The sequence below is a fragment of the Candidatus Bathyarchaeota archaeon genome (genome assembly GCA_026014685.1).
Lineage (GTDB): Archaea > Thermoproteota > Bathyarchaeia > Bathyarchaeales > Bathycorpusculaceae > Bathycorpusculum.
Genome location: JAOZHW010000022.1, coordinates 16,794 through 40,571, shown reverse-complemented (window position 1 = coordinate 40,571; position 23,778 = coordinate 16,794). Strand labels below are relative to the sequence as shown.

General features: G+C 42.2%; 23 protein-coding genes and 2 pseudogenes. 6 read left to right on the top strand and 19 right to left on the bottom strand.

Going from position 1 to position 23,778, the window contains the following annotated elements; all coding sequences use genetic code 11:
• Positions 1 to 39 precede the first annotated feature (39 nt).
• Together NWE96_11325 and NWE96_11320 are read right to left on the bottom strand one after the other, a co-directional pair.
• Positions 40 to 282, bottom strand: a pseudogene (locus tag NWE96_11325) (PKD domain-containing protein).
• Positions 283 to 636: 354 nt separating this feature from the next.
• Positions 637 to 744 (bottom strand): annotated as a pseudogene (locus NWE96_11320) (hypothetical protein).
• 438 nt (positions 745 to 1,182) lie between these two features.
• Between NWE96_11320 and NWE96_11315 the strand changes: the two are divergent.
• On the top strand, positions 1,183 to 2,268 hold the full coding sequence (locus NWE96_11315; GenBank protein MCW3984562.1) for a DUF87 domain-containing protein: 1,086 nt from the start codon (positions 1,183 to 1,185) through the stop codon (positions 2,266 to 2,268).
• A 359-nt stretch (positions 2,269 to 2,627) separates the two neighbouring features.
• Entirely contained in the window at positions 2,628 to 3,044 is a 417-nt protein-coding gene (locus tag NWE96_11310) for a hypothetical protein (protein MCW3984561.1), read from the top strand.
• A 47-nt stretch (positions 3,045 to 3,091) separates the two neighbouring features.
• Here NWE96_11310 and NWE96_11305 read toward each other — a convergent pair whose 3' ends face one another.
• The 6 genes from NWE96_11305 to NWE96_11280 form a co-directional block, all read right to left on the bottom strand.
• A complete protein-coding gene (locus NWE96_11305) occupies positions 3,092 to 3,535 on the bottom strand; it encodes a hypothetical protein (GenBank protein ID MCW3984560.1) in 444 nt (147 codons plus the stop codon).
• Positions 3,536 to 3,544: 9 nt separating this feature from the next.
• On the bottom strand, positions 3,545 to 4,018 hold the full coding sequence (locus NWE96_11300; GenBank protein ID MCW3984559.1) for a type IV pilin N-terminal domain-containing protein: 474 nt from the start codon (positions 4,016 to 4,018) through the stop codon (positions 3,545 to 3,547).
• Positions 4,019 to 4,026: 8 nt separating this feature from the next.
• Entirely contained in the window at positions 4,027 to 4,878 is an 852-nt protein-coding gene (locus tag NWE96_11295; protein ID MCW3984558.1) for a type II secretion system F family protein, read from the bottom strand.
• Positions 4,879 to 4,883: 5 nt separating this feature from the next.
• Positions 4,884 to 5,660 (bottom strand): type II secretion system F family protein, encoded by a 777-nt coding sequence (locus NWE96_11290; protein MCW3984557.1) that lies wholly within the window; start codon positions 5,658 to 5,660, stop codon positions 4,884 to 4,886.
• 97 nt (positions 5,661 to 5,757) lie between these two features.
• On the bottom strand, positions 5,758 to 7,440 hold the full coding sequence (locus NWE96_11285; protein ID MCW3984556.1) for a type II/IV secretion system ATPase subunit: 1,683 nt from the start codon (positions 7,438 to 7,440) through the stop codon (positions 5,758 to 5,760).
• 91 nt (positions 7,441 to 7,531) lie between these two features.
• On the bottom strand, positions 7,532 to 8,041 hold the full coding sequence (locus NWE96_11280) for a hypothetical protein (protein ID MCW3984555.1): 510 nt from the start codon (positions 8,039 to 8,041) through the stop codon (positions 7,532 to 7,534).
• A gap of 225 nt (positions 8,042 to 8,266) precedes the next feature.
• Here NWE96_11280 and NWE96_11275 point away from each other — a divergent pair, with 225 nt between their 5' ends.
• From NWE96_11275 to NWE96_11260, 4 genes are all read left to right on the top strand, one after another.
• A complete protein-coding gene (locus tag NWE96_11275; GenBank protein MCW3984554.1) occupies positions 8,267 to 8,923 on the top strand; it encodes an RAD55 family ATPase in 657 nt (218 codons plus the stop codon).
• A 74-nt stretch (positions 8,924 to 8,997) separates the two neighbouring features.
• The gene (locus NWE96_11270; protein ID MCW3984553.1) at positions 8,998 to 9,204 is read left to right on the top strand and encodes a hypothetical protein; all 207 of its coding nucleotides are present in this window, start codon (positions 8,998 to 9,000) and stop codon (positions 9,202 to 9,204) included.
• A gap of 119 nt (positions 9,205 to 9,323) precedes the next feature.
• A complete protein-coding gene (locus NWE96_11265) occupies positions 9,324 to 9,920 on the top strand; it encodes a hypothetical protein (GenBank protein MCW3984552.1) in 597 nt (198 codons plus the stop codon).
• 471 nt (positions 9,921 to 10,391) lie between these two features.
• Positions 10,392 to 10,709 (top strand): hypothetical protein, encoded by a 318-nt coding sequence (locus NWE96_11260; GenBank protein MCW3984551.1) that lies wholly within the window; start codon positions 10,392 to 10,394, stop codon positions 10,707 to 10,709.
• 51 nt (positions 10,710 to 10,760) lie between these two features.
• Here the strand turns inward: NWE96_11260 and NWE96_11255 are convergent, their stop codons facing one another.
• From NWE96_11255 to NWE96_11205, 11 genes are all read right to left on the bottom strand, one after another.
• A complete protein-coding gene (locus NWE96_11255; GenBank protein MCW3984550.1) occupies positions 10,761 to 11,888 on the bottom strand; it encodes a GNAT family N-acetyltransferase in 1,128 nt (375 codons plus the stop codon).
• A gap of 2 nt (positions 11,889 to 11,890) precedes the next feature.
• Positions 11,891 to 12,829 carry an SDR family NAD(P)-dependent oxidoreductase gene (locus tag NWE96_11250; protein ID MCW3984549.1) on the bottom strand — a complete coding sequence of 313 codons (939 nt, stop codon included), beginning with the start codon at positions 12,827 to 12,829 and terminating at the stop codon, positions 11,891 to 11,893.
• A 42-nt stretch (positions 12,830 to 12,871) separates the two neighbouring features.
• Positions 12,872 to 14,797, bottom strand: coding sequence for a hypothetical protein (locus tag NWE96_11245; protein MCW3984548.1), 1,926 nt, complete (start codon positions 14,795 to 14,797; stop codon positions 12,872 to 12,874).
• A gap of 36 nt (positions 14,798 to 14,833) precedes the next feature.
• On the bottom strand, positions 14,834 to 15,436 hold the full coding sequence (locus tag NWE96_11240; GenBank protein MCW3984547.1) for a DUF1616 domain-containing protein: 603 nt from the start codon (positions 15,434 to 15,436) through the stop codon (positions 14,834 to 14,836).
• Positions 15,426 to 15,827, bottom strand: coding sequence for a hypothetical protein (locus tag NWE96_11235; GenBank protein MCW3984546.1), 402 nt, complete (start codon positions 15,825 to 15,827; stop codon positions 15,426 to 15,428). Before NWE96_11235 ends, NWE96_11240 begins: the two co-directional genes overlap by 11 nt.
• A 216-nt stretch (positions 15,828 to 16,043) precedes the next feature.
• On the bottom strand, positions 16,044 to 16,955 hold the full coding sequence (locus tag NWE96_11230; protein ID MCW3984545.1) for a glycosyltransferase family 2 protein: 912 nt from the start codon (positions 16,953 to 16,955) through the stop codon (positions 16,044 to 16,046).
• Between the two features lie 14 nt (positions 16,956 to 16,969).
• On the bottom strand, positions 16,970 to 17,584 hold the full coding sequence (locus NWE96_11225; GenBank protein MCW3984544.1) for a serine acetyltransferase: 615 nt from the start codon (positions 17,582 to 17,584) through the stop codon (positions 16,970 to 16,972).
• Between the two features lie 152 nt (positions 17,585 to 17,736).
• Positions 17,737 to 18,618, bottom strand: a complete 882-nt coding sequence (locus tag NWE96_11220) for a glycosyltransferase family 2 protein (protein ID MCW3984543.1) — start codon at positions 18,616 to 18,618, stop codon at positions 17,737 to 17,739.
• Positions 18,619 to 18,660: 42 nt separating this feature from the next.
• Entirely contained in the window at positions 18,661 to 20,844 is a 2,184-nt protein-coding gene (locus NWE96_11215; GenBank protein ID MCW3984542.1) for a DUF2206 domain-containing protein, read from the bottom strand.
• An 81-nt stretch (positions 20,845 to 20,925) separates the two neighbouring features.
• Positions 20,926 to 22,539, bottom strand: coding sequence for a right-handed parallel beta-helix repeat-containing protein (locus NWE96_11210; protein MCW3984541.1), 1,614 nt, complete (start codon positions 22,537 to 22,539; stop codon positions 20,926 to 20,928).
• Between the two features lie 138 nt (positions 22,540 to 22,677).
• Positions 22,678 to 23,757 (bottom strand): glycosyltransferase family 4 protein, encoded by a 1,080-nt coding sequence (locus tag NWE96_11205; protein ID MCW3984540.1) that lies wholly within the window; start codon positions 23,755 to 23,757, stop codon positions 22,678 to 22,680.
• Between the last annotated feature and the right edge of the window lie 21 nt (positions 23,758 to 23,778).

The window sequence follows — 23,778 nt, the reverse complement described above, 5'->3', positions numbered from 1 at the left end:
TAATGGACCCACTGGGCTGATGCTTACGGATAGCGAGTCGGAGACTTGAATATCTTGTGAGTAAGTGTCTGTTTTGCCGCCGTTGTCGGTGACGGTTAAAGTTACGGTATAAGTTCCCTCTGAAGCGTAAGTGTGGGACGGGTTGGTGTCTGTGCTTGTTTGGGTGTCGCCGAAGTCCCATGTGCGGGAGGCTATTGTACCGTCGCTGTCGGTTGAGGTATCGGTGAATTGGACGGTGAGGTAGTTTGCTGTGTAAGTGAACTGTGCAGTGGGTGCATTGTTACCTGGAGTTACGGGTCCGCTGGTGCCTGTGCCTGGTTTGCCTGTGGCGGTCATGGATGTGCCGCCGGTGGTGGTTACTTTGATGTCGTAGCGTGTGTTTGAATTGTATTCTCCGCTTACGATTAGTGCGATTGTGCCGCCTTCAGGAATTACACTGTTATCAGTTTCAAAATTTTTCAGTTCGCCGTCTATGTAGACTGAGCCGACTTCGACGGTTCCTTGTCCAACGTTTTGGACGTAGATGACCATTCTTTTATCGTCAGCTACGGCGAAGCTTGGTATGGCTATGGCTTGTCCTGCTTTTTCTGTTTGGAAGTTCATGTAGCCGTTTATCCATGCGTAGACTACTAGTGAGGCTACGACGGCTATGGCTATCATCAGTAGGGTTGCGATTACGGGTGAGATTGCTTTTACGTTTCGTTTGAGTTTGGTGATGTTTCTTACGTTAATTGCTCTTTTCAATTGTTTTTTCCCTTCTCACGTATTATAACTAGTTTTTAGTTAGCGGTAGTTACTCGGTTGGGCGTATATAAAAAGTCATGTAATAATCCTCTATTTACGCCCATAAAATACAGGAAAAATGGCTGCTAAAACCCCGCTTTGGCGCTTTTTATTCGGAAACCGAACCCCCTATTTCAAACCATACTCAGCCGCGAAATCTTCCACCACAACAAACCTGCCACATTTAGCGGCGCGCTTCACTGCTTTTACGAATTCGGGTCTAAGTGGGGGTTCTACGTTTTTGACCATACCCAATCCTCTGTGAGATTACTCCGCGTAAATGGTGGGGGTACATTTATTATTTAAAATATTGCCCAAACCAGCCGCTACATGAATCCAAAATACGATAAATTCAAAAGCCCAACCCCCCAATAGACAAGCAACCAAGAGGCAACAGATTTGGACCACACTTCCGTCCGCGTCAGAGAACATTTTGGACTCATCTCAAACGACAGCCACATCGAACAATTCACGTTTCTAGTCAGTCCCCCTAAGAGCCGCGTGGGCGTGCAGAAGGGCGACTACGTAATCGTCGACCACCCCTTGCTGGGCGACCAAACCCAGATTTTGGCAGTCATCAAAGACATCTCCAGCTACGAAGAGATCGCGGGCTCCACCATAAACGAACGCAAAGGCAAGATGCTGGCCATCGCGCACGTTTTGGGCTGCATCGACCTATCCGCTGAAGCCAAGCCTTTGCGGAGGGTGTTGGTGCCGCCGACGCCGGGCAGCCGCGTCTACATCCCGCTTAAGGGCTTCTTGCAGGATATTTTGAACCGTAACCAGAAAGGGCAACCCTTCAAAGCGCCCATCGAAATCGGCACCTACGAAGGCGCAGCCTTAGAGGAAGCCAGCAGCGGACCCGTCAAAGCATTCATAGACGCCGAGGACTTCACCGGCCAACACAGCCTCATCTCCGCGGATGCAGGCGCAGGCAAAACCGTCACAGCCAAAAAACTCATCCGCGCCACCCAAGCCGCCGCAGCCACACGCATCGTCATCTTCGACCCATACGGCGAGTATGGGGATGTGGTGCAGGTGAATCTGGATGTTGGGGCTGTGGAGGGGTTGCAGAAAGAGTTGGGTAAGCCGCGTGTGGTCGGGGTTTCTGCGGTAAAGTTGTCGCTTACTGAGAAGCAGGCAGCCTATTCGGAAGCTTTAGTGAGGCTTTTGAAGTTGCGCTTAGAAGACAAAATTGGCCCCACGCTTGTCGTGGTGGAGGAGGCGGAGAACCTCGTTGGGTTTGAGCTCGCCGAGGCACTCTCGAAAGGACGCAAAGTCGGCTTAGCGCTCTGCATGATCACATCGTCACCGTCCGCGTTGGGCAGCGAAATCCTCAGCCAAGTCGCCACGCAACTCGCAGGCAAAACCAGTCAGAATGTGGATTTGGAGGTGCTTCCGGAGGCGGCGGCGGGGTTGTCGGCGGGGGAGTGGGTGCTTAGTGGAGTTAACTTGTCGCGCGCCTTGAAAGTGAATGTTGCGTAGCAGTAGAAATGCCAGCTAGTTTTTGGTTGGTCTTTGTTTGAGGGGGAATTGTTGTTGGCTTTTTTGGTGTTTTGTGGTCGGTGAAGGTTTGTTTGTTCAGGGATTATTAGTTTTGGGCTTACATCTATTTAGTGTTTTCCGCTTTATGTGAACATTTCATAATAATCTTTATATTAAACTATGCAGTTATCCAACACAAAACCAGAAAGGTGAACATGATGGAAACAATCACACGGGCACGCAAAAAAGCCATAGAACGCCTCCTCCAAAAACCCCTCCCATAAACCGCCTCCTCAACAACCAAACAGGCGAAAGATACTTATCCCAAAACAACCGTAGAGCATAACAGGCGAATATTTATGGCTCAAACAGCCAAGAAAAGAAAACTAATAGTCCTAGGCGTAGTCGCCGTTTTAGTCATCGCAGCAGTTACTTACGTAGCGATTGTAATGTTCCCCGGCAGCCAAACCCCTCCACCCCAAGACACCTTCGTGCCCAAACTCGAAGCCAACCTGCAAGTGGTGGACAACCGCACCAACAGCCACAACCCCTACCTCCAAGTAAAAGGCACAATCGAAAACGTCGGCAACGGCACCGCCAAAAGCGTGACTCTGCACGTTTATGCCTTGCAAAGCGGCAACGCCACCGCCATCGACACCAGCAAGTTGCTGCCAGACATCGCGGCAGGCCAAACGCAGACGGTGAATTTGACGTTTAGCTACACGGGCGAAGCGCTCACCGCGTATAGTCAACCAACGCTAGACTGGACAAACTAAAACAAAAAATTTTCTTCCTTCTTTTTGAGTCTTCAGTCAGTTGATTCTTAGGGTACCCACTTAGCGATGTTGCCTGTAGTGGTAATAACTTTGATAACCTCAATATTGGCAGGAACGTTTTCCAAACGGAGTTCCATCGCGCCAGTGCCTGCACGAACCAACTTAACGCTATCGGGTGCATCGTCAGGGATTTCAGTCATATCGTGGTTTATCCAGTAACATTCTATTATTGCATCCACCCCACCATTGTTTTTCACCAATAGAACATGAGTGGTGGGGTTGTAGCCATGTACGAATCCGTCGGTGTTTTTGTCTTCTATTGATATTTGTGAATTTAGTTTTTCTGCGTATAGGTCGTTCATTTCTTTGACTGCCGCATCATGCCAGAGGTACACGTTTGTGAAGAAGAACATCAAGATGACTATGAACATCACTGTGCCAACTACTTCCGCCGCGCCTTTTTTGTCGTTCAACAGTCTTTTGAACATCATTTTTCCTCACTATGGTATTCTATAGTTTGTGTCGAAGGTTGAACCCGTTTTAGTTCCAACTGTGAAAGTGTATTCACCTGGAGACCAAACCCCTACATTTCTGTAGAGTGTAACGCTTATGTGACCTCCTTGGGGTACTTTTATGTTTAAATTAAAGTTGTTATAGGAATCATCATCTGGAGATTTTTCTGTCAAAGACAAGCCATTCACATAAACCGATGTGATAATTGAATCTATTTTGCCAGCGTTATAGATGGATATCTTGACAGGGACATGGTTTAAATCTGAACCTGGGGGGTTTATCCATATGTCTTCTACGACTAGCAATTCTCTGACTTGGCTGCCTATGCCCGATTGGTAGGTATCTGCGTAGTACGTGACAAAACCGAACAGCAGCGTCATCCCAACCATCGTAACCAGAATCATCAGTACCGTTGCGATGACGGGTGAAACCCCACTTTTGGATTTTAGTAGTCGCTTCATTTCATGTTTCACATCCAACTTGGCGGTATAGCAGCCAAGAAAATCGCGTACCCCGCAACCAGCAACAAGATGCTGTGTTTCAAGCCGCCTGCCACTCGGCGTTCCCCGATTTTGCCAGCCATCAAACCGCCAGTCAACGCCGAAACCATCATGTTCTGGTAGAAGAATTCTTTGAAGTTGCTCGTGCCGCCGCCGCTGGTTAAACTGCTAAGCACATCTTTTGAGCCCTCCAAGGGGGCAAAGAAGCTGCTGACCAGCAAAATCGCAGTAACCAAGAACACGGCGAACGCTGCGTAGATGACGATGATGTAGGGCTTCATCTGGGCGCTGGTGTCGCGGTCGATTTCCTTCATTTCCTCCATGAAACCGGAGGTGGCGGTGAAAACTTTTTTGATGGTGCCGCCTGAGTGGCTCGCCTCCAAGACGAGGACGCAGAATCGGTTGACTATCGGCGAGTTTATGTTATTCTTGAAGTTTGTTAAGGCGTCTTCAAAGGAGGTGCCCCAAGACATCTGCACAACCATCTGCTTAACCTCCTTAGCCAGTGGTCCGCTGACCATGTTGTTATCCACCACTTTCTCAAACGCACGCACCAAGGTCATGCCTGTCTCCTGCGACTCAGCCACACCCCTAACGAGCAGGGGCATTTGGTCTTCGATGGCTGATATCCATCTTTGATGTTTAAAGTCCAGAATGGCAGAGGGCACCAAGACGATGAGGCAGCTGACAAAGAAGATTTCGTTTATGTAGGTTGCCAGGGCCCGCATGGATATGGCTGCGACTGAAACCACCAGTATCATGACGGCGATCAATGATGCTGCGAGCACGCGTTGCTTTGTTTGTACGGTTACTTTTCCCATGGAGTCTACCTCGGTGGAGTCAGTGAATCGACCAGCAGGAGCATAATCATTACGCCCGCGGGGGTAACAACGAAGGTCATCAGTATCATAACGGCAGAGGGGTCTAAGCCGCCGAACAATGAGATGCTACCCCCCAAAAACGACATAACTGAGAGCATAACTACGAGCACCAGTGGCAGTGCAATCATGAAGCTAACATACATCTCTGCCATACCCGCTAAACTATCAAGGAAACTTTTCATGGCGGTTGTGCGGGCTTTCTTGAATTTATCCGCCTCGTCACGCAGATACGAAGCCAAGTCGCCGCCCATGTGCGAAGTCGCCACGATACCGTCCAGCATCGCGCCGAACTTGCGGGAAGCAGACCGCACCGAGGCCCGCCTCAAGGCATCGTTTAAGTCTAAGCCCATGATTTCGGTGTCGGCTACTGCGCGGCGTACTTCGTCGCCCACGCCGAATTCGTCTCCGACGTTGGCTAAGGAGCGGAATATGCGTTCTGGGGGCATGCCTGAGCTGGCTAAGACGGACATAAAGTTGGCGGTCATGGGGAGGTTGGCCTCGATTTTTCTGACTTTGGAGGATATCTGCAGAATCGGGTAAGCATAGCAGGCGCCGAAAGAGATGAGTGCCGCCATCATGGCTGCGATTATGGAGAAGATTAATGCGGGAACTATGGGGCCTCTTGCCGCTAATACTGCCAGTGAAATCACAAACCCCAAAACCGTGGCGAGTAACGTGGCAAACGCGGTTAAGCCCATGTAGGCGTCAAAAGTGATTTTCACGCCAGCCTTCTCAAGGTTGTCCTGTAGGCTTTTGAGTTCGTTAGTTAAGGATTTGGGAACGTACGTTGAGACTCTAAGAAAGAGGGAAAGCAGGGTCTTATTCGTCTTTTGAAGCCTCCGAGAGTACGCGGGCAGGGTTCTCTAGGTAGGAGCGGATGATGTTTGAGACGTCTTTGTAGTTTCGTATGCCTTTTTTAGTCATCCATTTTATGATTTTGGTGCGGTTCTTCAGTTCCTGCTCAGCTTGCTCGATGCTTAAGCCTGTTTTCTCTGCGATTTTTTCGAGGATGTAGCTTCTGCCAGTGTAATCGAAGGTTTCGCTGCCAGAATTCCAGCGGTAAACCTCGTTGGTTAAGATTTCGCCTGAACGGGGATCTAAGCCGACGATTTCTGAGGCGGCAACGGTTTTTCTGGCGGGTTTGCCCTTAATTTCGATGCGTTTCTGCACCAAAATGAGGTCTATTCCCGCGATGAGTGTTCTTGGGATGTTCATGGGTGCGGATTCTAGGCGGTAAACTGCGGATTCGACTGATTCTGCGTGCACGGTGGACATGCCGAGGTGGCCTGTGCTGACCGCTTGGAACAGCGTGTAGGCTTCTGCGCCCCTGATTTCGCCCACGATGATGTAGTCAGGTCTCTGCCGCAACGAAGCCTTTAGCAAATCAAAGAGGGTTACGTCGGCTGAATCTGTGGCGACGCCAAAGTGGCTTCTGGTGGTTGCAGGAATCCAGTTCTCATGGGGCAAATTGATTTCAGGGGTGTCTTCGATGGAGACGACTTTTAGGTCGGGTTTGATGAACATGCTGAGGCAGTTTAGCAAGGTGGTTTTGCCCGCTGCGATGCCTCCAGCCACGAGAATCGAAACTCGGTTTTCGACTGCGTACCAGAAGAACGCTGCCATCTCCGCCGAAATCGTGTTAAAAGTAACCAAGTCGGTGACTGTGAAGGGGTCAATTTTGAATTTGCGTATGGTGAAAGTGGAGCCTTTGCGGGTGACTTCGCTGCCAAAAGTCAGGTTAATTCTGCTTCCGTCAGGTAAACTCGCATCAAGCAACGGCTGCGCGATGGAAACGTGGGCGCCGCACATGTAAGCCAATCGGAGCGCAAAAGAGTCAAGTTCTTCTGCAGTTTCGAATTTGACGTTTGTGGGGATGGATTCAGATTTGCGGTGCCAAACAAACAAGGGGACGTTGACGCCGTCGCATGAGAGGTCTTCGATGAGTTGATCATGCATTAAAGCGTCGATTTTGCCAAAACCCAAATTGTCCCGCACAATGCAGTAGAGGAGTTTATCTTGGGTAGCTTTGTCGATTTTAAAGTCGTAATCTTCAAAGATTTCTTTACTCTTGGCAACCAAGTACCTTGTCGCGGTTTCTTTAGATTTTAAGTCCGCGGGCTTCATGGTTATGACTTGGTTAAGGATATCTTTGAGCCGCTTGAGGTGAACTTTGTCGCTGCTGGTCAGGGTGGGTTCCTCGACTATGTACTGGATGGTTCCTCGGTCAAGGTCTTTAACCAATTTGGCATAAGCAAACGGCTCAATGAGCGGGTAAGATTCGAGGACTTTGATGTTAGAGGGTTCAGCCGATTGGGGCTCCGCTTCTTCAGCGGCAGCTACGGGTGCGGGGGCTTCGGTTTTGGGTTTTTTACGCAGAGAAAGGCGGGGTTTACTCTTTTTTTCTTCCACAACGATGGGTGGTATGGTTACTGGTTGTTGTAGAGTTTCGGCTGGTTTTTTGCGCGAAAACACTTTCTTGAAGCCCTCTTTGTCTGCTTTCAACTGAACGGTTCCCCTCTCTTATCAATATTATGTCTTAGTAATCATTAATAAAAATTTAAAAAAAGGAAAATAGAACAGAAACAATTCACTCTCAAGTTGGAGTTGGAGTTGGATTAATTGTGAATTGTTTTGTTATTTCGGTTTGAGTTCCGTCAATAGTTGTAACCTTGATTGTGATTGATTGAACACCAGCGGGTAATGCTCCATCTGTTGTGAGTTTTATTGAGGCTGTCGCTTCAGTGGCTAATGCTGCTGGGTTTGAAGTTGTACCAACTTTGATTTCGCCAACGGTTGCTGGTTTCCCTTCGATGTATATTGTGCTCTTAACTCCTGCGGGGCTTATCATTTGAACATCTGAGTCGCCTACATTCTGGAGGTAAACAGTAAAGACATCATTAACACCGCCAGTCGCCTTTCCATCATAGGTTACGCTTTGGATTAGTATTGCTTTGCCTGTTTTCTCGGTCTGGAAGCTCATGTATCCCATGACCCATGCGTAGGTTACGAGTGAGGCTACGACTGCTATGGCGATCATTAAAAGTGTGGCGATTACTGGTGAGATTGCACGCGCGTTTTTACGGAACTTTCTTACATTTTTCATGAAGTTCATTTTTTGTTTTTTCTCCCTTTCTGGTTGGTTATTTGTTGTTCATGTACCGAAAACTCGCTTAATAAGTATGATGGATTAATATTCTATCTGGAACCATAATATTTCAGCAACAGGTTAACGCTAAAAAGTTTTATATTCGATTCCTGAACGCCTAATCTGGATTGAAAACTTAGAAAAGTTATTACATACCACCCGTTATCTTATGGTTTGACTATTATGATACCTGTGAAGACTGGCATCGCGGGCTTCGACGAATTCCTACTTGGAGGCCTACCACCCAAAATCATACTCCTCTCAGGCGCGCCAGGCTCAGGCAACGAAGTCTTCGCACGACAAGTCCTGTTCTACCGCGTAAAAACCTGCCCAGTCACCTACTTCACAGTCAACGCCACAGCCGAAAGCGTCCGAGAAGACATGGCAGCATACGGCTGGAACCTCACACCCACAGAAGAAAGCGGCGCATGGCGCTTCGAGAGCCTCAAAGACACCAAAACAAGCGACCTATCAGAAGCCATCTTAACCGAAATGCGGCAATCAAGAGCAGTAGCCATAGACTCAGTCTCAGAACTGCTACTCAGCCACAACATACAAGACATCGTCAACCTATTGACCTCTATGACCCATCAAAACCGCAAAAGCCAAACCTTCCAACTCCTGCTCCTAACCGAAGGCATGCAAACCCCACAGGAAGAAACCACCATCAACCACTTCGCCGAAGGCGCCATAAACTTCGCCTTAAACTGGAACTCAGACTCGACGAGTAGGCAGTTGATTATCCGCAAGATGGCAGGAACGATTATCCCCACACGCAGGTTAACCTATACGTTGGGCAGAAGAGGATTCATCATAGAAACAGCCACAAGAATATCCTAAACTGAATTGCTAATCCAGAGTTACCCTTCATAATTCTATTATCCCCAAAAACCCAACCTAATCACCGAAGCAACATGAAACAGATACACGAAAACTGGAGCCAACTCGCCCACGACTGCATCCTAGTCATCTTTGTCTGCGGCACCATAGGCATCGCAGCAAAATTCATCACATTCTTCAACCAATGGGTCTATTTCCCCTCCTTCCCAAACATGCTCGACGCCACCTTCCTAATCTCCGCCGTCATTTACTTAGGCTACAAATCACGCAAACGCCGCTAACCCCACCATCTTTCACCAAGCAAACCCCAACGCCCCAAAACGGGCGCCAAGTGTATTTTTGATAACCACAAACACATGAAAACTCTTAGTCTGTAGCCGTCATCTTTGATTCGATCAATATGGATCTAAAAACACCTAAAGCACTTCTAGAAAAAACCCGCAGACTAATCATCACCGCAATCACATTCACCATCACGCAAACAACAAAAATAGGCAAAATACGCGCAGAACGAAAAACACGCCTATTCGCATTAGTAACCGCACTATGCCTAGTTTCCCTAACACTAGCCGTCACAACCTACGGTGCAACCCAACAAAACCTAGCCCTAAACACCTCAGGAACAATCGTAACCATCGTAAAATCATCCAACACAAACGCACAAACCTCAGCAGATTTAGGCCTAAAAGTCTACTCCGACAGCGCATGCACCACACCGTTGTCAGCCATCAGTTGGGGCGCCATTCCTCCAGGAGGAACAGCAAACCAAGTCATATACATCAAAAACACCGGAAACGCACCCCTCACGTTAGGGATGACGACAGCCAACTGGAACCCAACCGAAGCAGCCGCATCACTGGTACTGACATGGGATAAACAGTCAGCTGTGCTTATGCCAGGCCAATCCACACAGGCCACACTGGTCCTGATGGCGGTCTCAAACATACAGGGGATAACCTCGTTTGGCTTCCAGATAATTCTGGTTGCAACAGGCTAAAAAAACCCAATTTTTTCAGATTCTTTTAGAGCTAAAATTTTGTTCAACATGCAACACTCGCCAGCACCTACCAGCAGCAACCTACATACCCAAACAGTGTGCCCCCCGCGATTGCAGATACAAAAGTGCGTATACAGCCCTAAAATAATGATTATAGAGAAAAAAGCACAGACACCCCAACCAAACCTAACTGCTAACAGAAAACGACCCACAAACCGCCAACAAAAACCTCTAAAGCCAAAACCAAAAAACCAGCAGACAAGCAAGCGCTCAAAAGAATTACATTCGCAAAATGGCAAATTCCACTTCGCATAGTGCAAAGCACACTTAACAAAACACTAAAACCCAATTCTCAAAAACCATTAAAAGAAATCCTGACAATTTAGGCGTTGTTTGCTTAACTGAGAAAGGAGAGGAACAAAAATAGTTAGAAGATCAGTGCTTGAACAGATATTCAAAGAAATGATGTACATGAGAAAAAGACTCGATGACATCGAGAACAACTTTGCCAACTGGACCCCACAGCCAATACAGGTGGCAGAATCTGAACTCATAAACCTCCCAGACCACCTGAGAAAAACCTACGTAGTAGTCGCCTCCAGAGGAGAATGCGACGCCGTAGCGGTATCCAACCAGACGGGGAGATGCCGAGCCATAGAGAGTAACTACCTAAATCAACTCTCACGCATGGGATGGCTAAACAAGCGGCGAATCGCAAAAACAGTGCACTTCCGCCCCATGACGTCAGGCAATGTTAGAAGAAACCCACTGGAAGCTATGAAAAACTAAAACGGCAAAAAATAGTCATAGTTGGAAAAACATCCAACTATAAACTTAATTTTATAAAACAATCAAAAAGAGCAGACGCGAAGGCACCAAACGAGCCATCGACTTCCTTAGAGCGGTATTCTGTGTAACAGACCTAAACAAGTTCAACACAAACCCTTTTGATAAAAAAAGTCTAACTCGCACCAAACGGGTATGAGTCCAAATCTCTAAGAAAGGCAAATTAGTCATAAAATCAATCGTTTGCGCGGAACCAGAATTGAATATGCCACGGATCGCCGAATTGACCACATAAATCCCAGGGTACAAATGTCTATACGAATTATTGAAAGAAGTCTTGGCGATGTAGGCGGTTCCCTTGTACTGAATAACCAAACTATAGGCTATAGGTTGCCCATTTAATTCAAGAAACCAGACATAACGCTTAAAACCAGAACAGGTTTTGATTGCAGTATTAGAACCGCCCCAAACGTTCAACAAATCCGCATCTAAGTGCATATTATTGTTTTGTCGCCAATTTTGCTTCCAGCAGGCTTCCTCAACTTTCATTATTCTGCAAAGCACAGCTGACTCATCAGCATCATCCTCAAAACAAGAAACACTCCACTGACCGGCTTTGGAGAGCTTTTTTTCTATGCTTTTGAACCTATGTCTAAAATTGGAACTTTTAGATTTTTGAAATTCATCCCACGAGGAACTAACTTCAAGTACTGCATGCTCAAAGCAAGTATCATTCTTTATACTTACAGGAACCGAATAAAAGTCACATATTCGGGTTAAAATTTCCAAGTTCTGTGAATCCGCGGGAAGGTCAAAAGTTACAAGGCGGCAGCCCAACTTATTGAATATGTAATCAAGAAAAGCTGACAAAGAAGCAGAGCGATGTTTAGAGTTGAAAACGAAATCTGGAGAAAAATAGAATTTAAAAAGAAACTCGGCAGATTGCACACCGGCTTTTTTAGTAAGCAACAGTGGCAAAACACCAACAATTACCTCGTCAACCTTTGAAATCAAAACCATCGGAGTAGAATTATTGGCAAATGCAGGGTGATTCATTTGCCGCTGGAGAAAACAGGACAAATAAAACGGGTTTTCACAGCACTTCTCCATAAAATCATCCAAACTGTCCCTTAAAGCATCAAGCTGTTTAGGGTCAGAGATAGCCGTGACAGCTAACCGCATCTTTATTCGCTCTTTTCTGCTTTAAGTAACAATTCCAACCCTTTTTGAAGAGTCACTTTAGGCTTAAAATGCAATTGTTCCTCAGCTTTTGAAAGGTCACCGAGACTAAACCGGATTTCTCCAGCTCGCGCAGGCACGTGAATTAGTTTTAAAGTGCGCCCTGTAACATTGCAGATAGCTTCAGCAAGGTCATTAATACTTGTCTGGATACCGGTGCACACATTGAAGGTTTCCCCGCTTGCTTTTTGGGTTTCAAGCGCTAAAATTAGGGCTTCTACAATATCGCTGACATGGATAAAATCCCGTGTTTGTTCTCCATCGCCAAATATATTTAACGTCGCACCCTTGATCGCTTGACGCAAAAACTTCGTGATTACTCCGCTGTAGGGGCTTTTCTCGTTCCTTGGACCATAAACATTAAAAAAGCGAAGAATCACAGTGCTCAACCCATAGCTGTGCATAAAAGCTCGGCAATACGCTTCTCCAGCAGCTTTTGACGCAGCATAAGGTGAAAGCGGATCAAGCATTGTCTCTTCAGTAATTGGCAAAGCTTTAGCGTCGCCATAAACCGCTGTAGAAGAAGCAAAAACAAACCGATCAACCTTACAGTTAGCTGCCTCTTGCAACACATTTAAAGTTCCAGCAACGTTAACGTCGTTTGTTGAGGTTGGGTCAGTTACCGAAGCAACTACATCTATCAGTGCAGCTAAATGAACAACACCGCTAACGCCCCTAAAGGCTTTTTTGAGTACCTCAGAATCACGAATATCTCCTAAAATAAACGTGAAATCAGGGCTATCCAAGACACCTCCAAGATTCTCCATATTGCCCGAACAGAGATTATCCAGCGCAACAACGGCGTAGCCCCTTTTTAGAAGTTCAGGAACCAAATGGGAACCTATGAAGCCAGCTCCGCCCGTAACCAGAACACGTTTCCGCATAATTTTACCCTGACAAAATACATGTTTAACTTGCTTGCCTTTTTAGATTTTGTCTTGCCCCTTCGACCTAAAAATCACAAACAAACTCACAGAGATAACCGACAAAATCAACACAAACACTAACACATACCACAAAGAGTACACCATAAAAACATTTTCTTCATCAGAAAAAGATATTTCAACTTGATTCGTGCTAAAGTGAGTTGTGAACCATACATAGAAATTCTGTGCATCTTGGGTGTAACCCTGATTCTGAGCAGGTTGACCACCAATATAAACGGTAGGTTTTGCCCCGTATGGTATAGCTGTTTTTGGGATTACAAAATTGGCAAACCCTGTAGTTCCACTTTCCCCTGTAAGAGTGAAGGAGACAACAGTTTTGGAGTCAGATTCTGTAGTTATTGTGATGCGGGATATTTGAGAGGCAGTAATGTTTCCACTGACTAGTACGTCCACAATTTGCCCAGTGTATGTGGTTACGGGTATCGTTGTTGAGGTGGGGCCTATTGAAGGCAATACAGACGGCTTAGGTGATGGGGAAGGAGTAGGCAATGGTGTGGCGGTTGTGGTTGGTGTTTGTGTTGGAGCAGGGGTGGAAGTGGGAATAGGTGTGGATGTGGGAGTTTCCGTGGGAGCGATTGTTGGATTTGGTGTAGGAGTTACCGTTGGAGCGGATGTGGGTACAGGGGTAGAAGTGGGTGTAGGTGTTGGAGTTACAGTTGGAACAAGAGTCGATGTAGGCGTTGGTGATGGGGTTGGGGTCGGTGAAGGCGTGGGGGTTGCTGTTGGCGAGGGGGTTGGGCTTTGTGTAGGAGTTGGTGTAGGGGTTGGTGACAGTGTAGGTGTCGGAGTCGGTGACGAGGTAGGAGTTACAGTCGGAGTGGGACTTGGAGTAACAGTGGGAGTTGGCGTGGGTGTAGGAGTCACTGAAGGTTCAGGCGTTGGAGTAGGAAGAGCTTCTTGAACTGTGAATGGGTTACTTGTACCTATAGCTGTGTTATCGATGTCAAATGTTGTTATTGTTATATCTGAACCTGGTGTGTCAAGTATTACGGAACCTACCCAAACTCCATTTTCGAATTGACCAGTTTGGATTGGAGTTATGTTTCCTGATGAAACGTTAAGATTGTTTACCCCGTTATATGCTGAAAACGTTTCATTGTTTGAGTGTTTGGCTGTAATAGTAACACTAAAAGGTTGACCTACATTTTGAGAACCAATAAAATCAAAAACAAAATGGTGAAGAGGCCTCAAAGCGACATTCAACGTAGTAGTATTAGAAATCCCATGACCAAAAACATCCATATAGGTACAATTTACTATCCACTCACCAACAGACGCTGAAGTATAGTTATTTAGCTGTTCGCCGCTCCAAGATCCCCCAGCGCCATCTTCAATACTCCATATAGCGGGGATTGCATCCCAATAGTTCGCAAATTCATCACGTGCAACAGCAGTGAAAACTTGAGAATCACCGACAAAAATAGTAGCATTCTGCGGGCTTATTGTAATACTGACAACTTCAGAAGGAGTAACTTCCACAATCAAAGAACCAAACACAGATTCGTCATCTATGTCTACAACATTAAGTGTTCGGTAACCCATAGATCTCAAAGTAACATTAAAAAATCCAACTCCGTCTGTGAGATTAGTAGGTTCAGGCAAGGTGGCAAGGGTGTCATCTGAAGAAAATTTAACGGTACCATTATAATTTGGGTCTATTTCTCCGGATTCATCTATGGCTTTGACGGTTAGGTTAAAAGATACACCTGCAATAAGCGGTGTGGAAGTATCTTCGAACAAGGAAACGTTGAATCGGGGCAAAACATCAGCCAAAGGGGCGATGCTGTTGTTTGTTATAGTTGGAGTAGCTATTGCTGTGACGGCACACAAAGCTGTAAAGAGTATTATCGTTAGGCTGATGGACTTTATGCGCAAAGCTTTAAAGCTAAAGCTATCTTTGTTCATTTTCGAAGCCCTCTCCTTCTGAAACAAGTATTGTTACTACTCGCCAATATTTAGGTGTAAACCTACATATCGTTCGTGATAATCGAAAACGTTGGTTGCACTATTGTATATCCAGAGTTCAAAGATAAGATCAACTGAGAAAGCGCTTTGTGGAGTCCAAGCAACGGTATACCCCTCGAGATTCAGAGGCAAACCATTTAGAGTCAAATCAACAAAATTTATCTGATATAACATCTCATCGAAAGTATAGTTAAATGAAAAAGAAAGAGGCATCTCTAAGATTCCTTTGTCTGGAACAATAAGGTTCATGCTGTAAAGAGACGGCTGAGTGCTTGCGGTACGATTAAAACTGCTCGGGGGCTGCTGAGTGGCGTTACATAACTTTACGTCAACACGATAATAAGCGCAGGATCCCAATTGGTTGGCGACCCCTAAATAAACCGTATAATTTTCATTACGAGAAATAGAAGAAGTATAATTTTCTGCTTTTTTCTCTGGACCCAAAAGCCAAAGTTCACTAAAAGAAGCAGACTGTGCAGGCGGGTAAACCAAGACCTTTTGTATCGCTGGTGAAGCAACAAACAACGCCGCTAACAGAATAACGACGATAAAAACAATTCTATAATTCTTAAGGTTCATTTTCAATCACTCCAGAAGCATCGTACTTCCTTTTTAAGAGATACCAAACAGCGAACCCTACAGCGATTACTGCAAAAGAACCAAAAATTGGATAGATAATTTTAAACCAAAAATCGTTAGCTGCTTGTTGAGAAGCCTCTTCTTTAAGAGCACCTGCTTTATCGGCAAAACCTTCGAGTAAATTTTGGCTTTGAATTGCCAAGTTTTTTGCAGCATCTAAATCGCCGATTGAGTAGGCGTGCTCTGCGTTAGAAAGTAATAAACCAGCCTCATTTAGAGTTAAAGTTAATTCAGTAATGTTTCCCCCAGTTTGTTCCAATTGCAGAGTCAATTCGTAGGCATTAACAAGTTGGATTTTGGCCACTGAGATTGCTGATATTGCATCGTCCATTACTGATGCTGAGACAAGTGAAGGAACTATAATGAAACATAGAGTTAATAGTAATATCGTTTGCCTGTACCATTCAATCCGCATTTTTGACTCTCCATATACCGAATATCTTAGGAACAACAATTTTTTGAAAAGACAATTGAAAGCAAACCACTCATTTATTCTCATTTAAATAGTCTAAAGCTGGCTCTTTTACATATCGGTAAAGTAACAAACCTAAACATCTTTTACATAAGGAAGTAAAAATAAAGCATTTCGAATACCTTTAAGATAGGCAATAAACAAAAAAGGTTTTAAAAAAAGTTTATTTTTCATTTGAATAATCAAGTCAGTAGCAAAAAAGAAAAGGGAAAAAACAAGAAATTGAAAACTGCTGGAATTACGCCTCACAAAAATAATTCGATTTCGAGTCATGTAATACATCTCTAGTTCACTTTCTGCCCGTTTGTGTGGATCAAGTTTATGCCAAATTCTAGCTGTCGGTACATAAACAATTTTAAATCCTATTCTCTTTGTTTTTACGCACCATTCAGTTTCTTCGTAATAAGCAAAATATAGGTCGCTGAGGAGACCAATTTTTCTAATAAGATCTACCTTTATAAGAAGAGCAGTCCCTGCGACAAAATCAACCTCTTTAAGCACATCAAATTTGCCATCGTCAATCTGATATTTTCCATTCAGGCGAGTAAGTCCTGTTTTAAAATTTATTTGACCACCTGTCGAAAAAATAAGATGAGGTTTCTCATAAATCAAAATCTTAGGACCCGCTATCCCTACACGTTCATCACTATCTGCAACCTTAACCAATTCTGTTAAAAAGCCTGAATCTACGATTGTATCGTTATTTAATAGGAGAACGTATTTAGCTCCAATGGTAAGGGCCCAACGAATCCCTTCATTGCATCCACCAGTGAAACCAAGATTCGTCTCTTCCTCTATCAACTTAATAAATATACTGTACTTGTTTTTTATGACCTTTGCTTCATTATTTCTTGAACCATTGTCAATGACTACAACGGAATAATTGGGATAATCAATTTTTTGAAGAGAATCTAGACATGCCAAAGTATCAGCTAAACCATTCCAATTAAGTATTACAATTGCAACCTTTGGATATTCGGTTTGCATTCAATGTTTCCTTCTTAAGGTTTTCTAGACTTGCACATTCTTTCCCGCAAAATCTCTGTAGCGCGCCCAAACGCTGCCTTTTGGCCTTTATTAGATATTTTTTTAGCGGGACATCCAGCAATTGTAATGTCTTTTTCGGTGAAAGACTTATCAACATACGAATTTGCACCAATTGCAATACCATCTGCAATTTCAATTGCACCTACCAACACAGCATTTGGACCAATGAATACATTATTTCCAATTTTAGGAACTAGAGGTTCATCGTTTGTTGGACTCGTTCCAATAGTAACGCCGACACTTATTCGACAGTTTTCACCTACTTTAGCTGCGCCACTGACAATTATTGTTCCACGATGAGCAATAGACAAACCAGGTCCGAAGACATTTCTAGGAATGTCAAAGCCCAGAGTAAGACTTAATCGGTGAAGTTTAAATATCAAATAAGCAAGATAAATTCGTGATAAGAAATCTTTTTTACAATTTTGATAATATTCTGTTTTTCTTAGCAAACGTTGAAATTTCCAAATTTCATCGCCAAAAATTGCAGGTCGTTTACAGGAATCCTTGCTAAGAGCGATTCTATCCGCTTCCAAAAAAAAGTCGTAATCAGCTTTTGATTTAATCAAAGTACTCACCCGTTATTAAAGCATCAATATTTTCTTTTCGAAATGAATTTAAGAATCAACGTTTTCTAAAAGAAATTTACGGTTAATAATCGAATTAAACATTATATTATAAGAGCGTAAAAAAGGTAAAAACCACTGCCGAAAGTTAGACATCAGGTAAACGAAGGTCCATAGCCATCCATTTGAGCACGTATAAAACCTAAGCCTTGTGCGGAAATAATAAAAAAGTTAATAACTGGGATAACAAAGACCTTGCGCATACCCACAAGTTTATACACTTTGCCAGCCATTTTTGTTCCACTTAAAAGAGTAAATGGCGGAAAGAATCTAAGTATTATTTGCAAGTCTTTGTGTTTCTGGTAAAGAAAATGATTTGCGTAGCCATATCCAAGATTTTTTTTCCATAATACTTTCAATGTTTTTAATTGTCTATTATGCAATCTAGCAGAGGTATTAGTAGCCAATATCCAGCCTGATTTCATAATTCGTAGAGAAATATCAATATCTTCGCCCGCACCCCTAATCTTTGTATCAAAACCACCGACTTTTTTTAAAGCCTTTAAACGGAAAATTGAGCCACCGGTGCCAATATAATTTATTTTTTTTGGCTGTAATAAAAACAAGAAATCAAGAATGTCTAATACAGATTCATTTGAAAAATTATTATAAAACCCTCGGGCTGCGCCTACTTTGTCATTTTTTTCCATAAAACAAATTTGATTTCTAACATAATCTTTATTGAGCACAAGATCATCATCAACCCATAAAATATAATCACCTTCGGCATAGTCAAGCGCAATTTGTCTTGTAGCTGCAAGTCCTTTTCCTTTGCTAGAAGTGATTAATATTGGTATATCGGTCTTTTGCGCAAAATCAGAGATTAGCGATAAAGTGTCGTCGGTACTACCGTTATCGACAATTACCAACTTCATTAAGTTGTGAGGGTAATCTTGAATTGAAATGCTCTCAAAAGCTGTTTTTACAACTCTAGACCCATTCTTAACACATAAACCCAATGTAACTTTTTTCTCCAAATCGAATCACACTCAATTAACAAATCAGATGGTTCTATAGTTTTAATTCTTTTTTGGAGGACACCATATTTCGCTGTTACCATTTGAATAGATTAAATGGCTTTCTTTGAAAGCGGAAGATACTTCAGAGTAATTATATACAGCATCATCTGAAGGGACAAGACCATTAACAATATTTAAACCACTCAAATACACCAAGCTACCTTGATCTGGCTCCGTGGTATTGGTCAAATATAAAATTCGATTCCAATTTATTAAGCCCTGGCTGACTAATACATGTCGCCCTGCTATTGAATCAGAGTAAACGCGAGAAGAGGAAGAATTTAGAAATTTTGATAGCCAAATCGCACTGGAAACATCTTGGTCTTGAGTATAAGATTCGTAGAACTGTATCTGATACGAAGACTGGGACGATGTTTTAATTTTATAATAATCAAAAGTTGATGAATGAATTGCGCCATTTGTAACATAATTTACAAATCCTGTCTGAGAGAGGAAGTAAGCACCCAAGAGTATAGCGACAAGAAACATGGAAATTCGGCCATGATTGCTAAGAGATGAGAGATTATTTTTAAGGTTCTTACCTCTTCCCGTTAATATCGTTTGACCGAATTTTATTAAGCTTAGAGCGCCAATAGGGATGCATATAGACAAGAATAAGAAAGTAATAGCGTAAAATCTTGTGAAATTTAAGGTCGCAGCAATTGAAGGAAAAAAATAGGAAACAATAAACATGACTGCAAAAAAAACACACACTAAATTGTACTTATCAGAAATACCGAGCTTTCTCGATAGCAATATAACGATAATAACGCCGACTGCTAATGAAAGTGTAACTAAACCAGTCACAACTAAATTAATCCAACTTGCCGTTGTGAAAACTTCTGGAAGACCATAAATAGAGCTAACATTACCAGCAGTCATAGATGCCAGTTGGAAGTTGGTCAATTGAGCAAAAGCCCGCCGAATCGTGTCTACAATCAAATTTAAGGTAGAATACGTAGTTGAACCGGCACTAAACATGTACCATAGAAATGTAATGCCGAAAATAGACAGAACAGTAGGAGCGTTGAATGTGTCATCGAATTTTGATTTAATACTTGAAATGATTACAACAAGCGTGATAAAAACTAAATAAATAATAGCAAGTGAATAGTGCGAAACTGCAATACAAGCACCAAAAACGATGAGCAAAAGTCTCTTTTCATTAATAGGCAATGCCTTATCAATCCAGATTAAAATAGAGAGAACTAAAAAAAATTCAGAGACAATCTGTCTGTTAACACTTATTAATTCTCCGAAAAACGCACTATAAGTAAAAACAAAAAATAGTGCCGACAATAATCCTATGGAGGTACTACTCTCTCTTTTAAAAAGCTGGTAAAGGGCTATTGGCACTAAAGAAAAGATGAAAGAATATAAAATCTTAAAGAGAACCTCAGTTTTTATTGTCATCAAAACGGAATAAAAAGTTGGCAACAAAGTTACAGATAACATAGAGTTATAGCTAATGGCAGTCCAAGAATTTACTCCAGTATCAATAGGACCCCAATAACCCCTAATCTGGTTGATTCTGAAAACAAAAAACTCAAGATTCGCATCATCGCCTATAACGTATTTTGACATGAGTAAATTTAGTAATAGAATTGAAATCGATATAGAAAAAATTATAAACGGATAAAGTTTGATAGGAACAAGTTTGTTAGAAGTAAAACAGAGAATACATAAAAAGAAAATTATTATGCATAAAGTTATCATAATTAGAACATTAATGTATAATGCGCCAACAATACCAAGTATAGGAATGAGTGTTAAGACAAAAGCCAGAGGCAGGTGCCTTTTTACGTTAAAATCAATTGAAAAAGCAATATCTGATGAAAAATCACGGTAATAACCGATCACGGAAAAGATTAAAGTAAAAACTGAAATGACTACAGATAAAGGAAGAACGGATAAAGGTTTAGAAATACCGGCAAAAACATAAATCGCATTGACTAAAAGCCCGAGCAACATGGAAGCAAATATACTTAACCCTACAGAAAATAAAAAGAAATATATAAGACCGATTTCCTTTTTGATAAAAGTTTTTACAATGACAAAGCCAGGTACAAATGATAAATAGAAAAATACAAGAATATCCCGCAATAAAGGAACGTTCAGGAAAAGAACTAATAAAAATATAAATGTCAAGAAGACAGGTATAATAAACAGATTTTTTTTTCTCATTGAATCCAATCCATAATTAATTTAGCCAGGTTAGATGAATCCCATGGACTAATAAGTACACCCGAACAAATTAACAACTGCCTAAGGTGTAATTGTTACAGTGCCGGATAAAGCATATACAAAATAGTCCGCATTCATCAAAAGTGTATAAGAGCCACTTGTTAATGTTACATTTACACCATTAACATTCAGCGAACCATCTAATGTTGTTGAACTAATTGTAATTTGTATTGATTTAGAGTATGTATAAGTTCCTCGTGAGCTGCTATCGTAGATATTATTAAAAATAAGCCTGTACGTAGAAGAAGTTAAGGGGTTTATGATTGTAGCAACACCATTATTGATCAAGGGATATGTACTATTAACGCTATTATTGTTAATTTTATTGTTATTGCATGAGCTTGAAACCAGAATTCCAGCCAACGCCTGAACAGAATTTCCTTGAATTAGACATGAGTAAGCGTTATCCAATGCAACACCTAAACTGTCAGGCGCAGAAACTGGCATAATAATTGTATTATTGCAAAAGGCAACGTTAGCTACGTTTGAAAGTGAGCATGCTCCACCCGCATTTGCATTGTTAAAAACCATCGTATTAAAGGAGATGATGTCGTTGTCTTCGTTTAATATGTATATTGCTAAACCAGTGTAGCCAGCTCCCCAGTTTACAATGTTGTTTTTAGTAATAACATCACCAGAAGAAAGATAAGAGTGTATGCCGGTAATACAATTGGCAATATTATTGGAGACCACGAAGTTTGATCGCGTAGGTGAGCCTGTGCCGAGAATTATGCCAACTGAACAACCAGTTACTGTATTATTTTGGATTAGGTTATTCCCACCATCTTCAACAGCTATTCCATAGTGAGCGGAACCACCGCCACCTATAGTATTATTAACACCTAAAACGATATTGTTAGAGATTTCACAATTCCAACCATACGTTGCAATCCCAACATCACTACAATACCCAACCGTATTATTTATCGCGTAAGCCCCTATTGTATTATTATCTTCTCCCAAGTTTATATCATTCCAGCCGCTTCGAAGTATTGTACTGTTAATAATTCCATTGTTAGAATTATGACGCGCTAAACTGTCGTGGATATTAAACCCGAACATTCTCACATCAGTAATTTTAGCCCCAATAACAACCGAGTTATTGCAATCATGGAAAGAAATCCCTTGAGTATGAGACCCCTTGCCGCCTTGATTGGCAGAATTTCCGTTAATTGTGGCATTAATAACTTTGATGTTATTGCTATTCCAGAAATCTAAAACGGCTGTATAAGCCACCGTGTTGCCAACATTATCACCCATTGTTAATGTACTATTTGGGTCAAAAACGAAAGTGACATTATTTAGACCACTTAAAGGTTGGTTTTTTGTTATTGTAAATGAACAATTAATGTAAACGGAACCGCCATTGTTCGCTTTAGTAGCTATCTGTAAAAGCGTAGTTGTTGGACTATTGTTGCTATAGATAAAAGAGCCGTTTTTGGCTACAATATAGTAAGCAGTTGAATTCGCAACCATAGTATAATCATAGGCAGGATTTCCATGCAAAGGCCCGCAGTAAATTGATCCCGACGTTGAAATAATTACATTGGAAATAATAGAACACGAGGAAATTGTAGAAACCAAAATGAAAACAACCAGTAATGAAGCAATTAGATAACAGATTGTTTCTTTCATTTTGATCTCATCCCCACATTACGGCTCATTATATATTAGCACTTGCGCCTATTATTATATTCTGGATATAGCGTATTAATTAAACATTCATAGCAACATGTTCGACACAAATACTGTTCAACAAGTGACCGAGAAAAGTTATAACCTCTTTAAAAGACCTGAAATACATTCCCATAGATTAATCCCCATTTTCTCGATGGTAAAATTAGCCACTACCTCTTCCCTTGCAGTCCTAGCTAAAGTTTGGAGTAACTCGGCATCTTTTAAAAGCGTAATGATCTTCTTATACAAGTCTTCAACGTCATAAGGGTCATAATAAAGAGCTGTCTTCCCATTAATTACATAATCAGTTATTGGGGGGACATTTGACGTAAGAACAGCCTTCCCCAAAGCCATGGATTGAAGACAAGTCATAAGACCCACAGACCTAATGGTATTATGCAGCGGAACAACTACGAATTTGGATTTTAAAGCTTCTTCTACAAAGGTCGCTATTGAAGCCCTAGGCAACCAATGGACTTTTGGCGGTAAATAATTTGGTGGAGGCAATGCAGTTCGAAGCCTTAATTCTGGGAGCTCCTTATGCCATCTTTCATAAACATCAATGAGAGTATTAAAATCACGAAATTCTCCAGCGGTGTATATGTAACCTTCATTTTTAACTCTTTTAGGGCGAAAGTAATCTGTCTCGACACCAAAAGGAACGAATGAAAGAGCATCATCGGAAAAACCAAGAACATCTCTATAAAAAGGTCTTTGACAAGATGAGTGAAAAATAATATGTGAAACACTATTCGGATTAAAAGCTTGCTTTAAAAGCCTGCACACTAAATTTGGAGGAATATCTTTAAGAAAACGCTCAACCGCTATAGGCATACCCACATCAATCAAAATATGCGGAATTGCTTTTTGAAAACCAATCTTTGATCTGAGCAAAGAAAAAAGAAAAGCACTTGGAGAGTCGAAAGACAAAATTAAATCGTAATTTTTAATCCTATTAAAGGTTTTTAAAAATTGCAGATGTACTTTTGAAGGCTTTTCCAAAGTATAAAGAAAACCGCTTTTTTGAATCCCCATGACATCTACAGTTACGCTACTAGGCCAGTATTTAAAAAACCAATAGCTCTCACCAGAAACTACTTGATCAGGATTTAAAATAGCACTATTAAATTTCTGAACTCTATGGACAGGCCAATTTACTAGCATTAAAATTTTCAAAAACAAATCAACTCTGCAAAT

What these genes read in the sequence shown, in the direction of transcription:
- NWE96_11275 (MCW3984554.1), top strand. Translation starts at nt 8,267, where the DNA reads ATGATACCTGTGAAGACTGGCATCGCGGGCTTCGACGAATTCCTACTT.
- NWE96_11305 (MCW3984560.1), bottom strand. Translation starts at nt 3,535, where the DNA reads ATGATGTTCAAAAGACTGTTGAACGACAAAAAAGGCGCGGCGGAAGTA.
- NWE96_11260 (MCW3984551.1), top strand. Translation starts at nt 10,392, where the DNA reads ATGAGAAAAAGACTCGATGACATCGAGAACAACTTTGCCAACTGGACC.
- NWE96_11255 (MCW3984550.1), bottom strand. Translation starts at nt 11,888, where the DNA reads ATGCGGTTAGCTGTCACGGCTATCTCTGACCCTAAACAGCTTGATGCT.
- NWE96_11265 (MCW3984552.1), top strand. Translation starts at nt 9,324, where the DNA reads ATGGATCTAAAAACACCTAAAGCACTTCTAGAAAAAACCCGCAGACTA.
- NWE96_11240 (MCW3984547.1), bottom strand. Translation starts at nt 15,436, where the DNA reads ATGAACCTTAAGAATTATAGAATTGTTTTTATCGTCGTTATTCTGTTA.
- NWE96_11310 (MCW3984561.1), top strand. Translation starts at nt 2,628, where the DNA reads ATGGCTCAAACAGCCAAGAAAAGAAAACTAATAGTCCTAGGCGTAGTC.
- NWE96_11230 (MCW3984545.1), bottom strand. Translation starts at nt 16,955, where the DNA reads ATGCAAACCGAATATCCAAAGGTTGCAATTGTAATACTTAATTGGAAT.
- NWE96_11295 (MCW3984558.1), bottom strand. Translation starts at nt 4,878, where the DNA reads ATGGGAAAAGTAACCGTACAAACAAAGCAACGCGTGCTCGCAGCATCA.
- NWE96_11300 (MCW3984559.1), bottom strand. Translation starts at nt 4,018, where the DNA reads ATGAAGCGACTACTAAAATCCAAAAGTGGGGTTTCACCCGTCATCGCA.
- NWE96_11270 (MCW3984553.1), top strand. Translation starts at nt 8,998, where the DNA reads ATGAAACAGATACACGAAAACTGGAGCCAACTCGCCCACGACTGCATC.
- NWE96_11215 (MCW3984542.1), bottom strand. Translation starts at nt 20,844, where the DNA reads ATGAGAAAAAAAAATCTGTTTATTATACCTGTCTTCTTGACATTTATA.
- NWE96_11250 (MCW3984549.1), bottom strand. Translation starts at nt 12,829, where the DNA reads ATGCGGAAACGTGTTCTGGTTACGGGCGGAGCTGGCTTCATAGGTTCC.
- NWE96_11235 (MCW3984546.1), bottom strand. Translation starts at nt 15,827, where the DNA reads ATGGACGATGCAATATCAGCAATCTCAGTGGCCAAAATCCAACTTGTT.
- NWE96_11210 (MCW3984541.1), bottom strand. Translation starts at nt 22,539, where the DNA reads ATGAAAGAAACAATCTGTTATCTAATTGCTTCATTACTGGTTGTTTTC.
- NWE96_11280 (MCW3984555.1), bottom strand. Translation starts at nt 8,041, where the DNA reads ATGAAAAATGTAAGAAAGTTCCGTAAAAACGCGCGTGCAATCTCACCA.
- NWE96_11245 (MCW3984548.1), bottom strand. Translation starts at nt 14,797, where the DNA reads ATGAACAAAGATAGCTTTAGCTTTAAAGCTTTGCGCATAAAGTCCATC.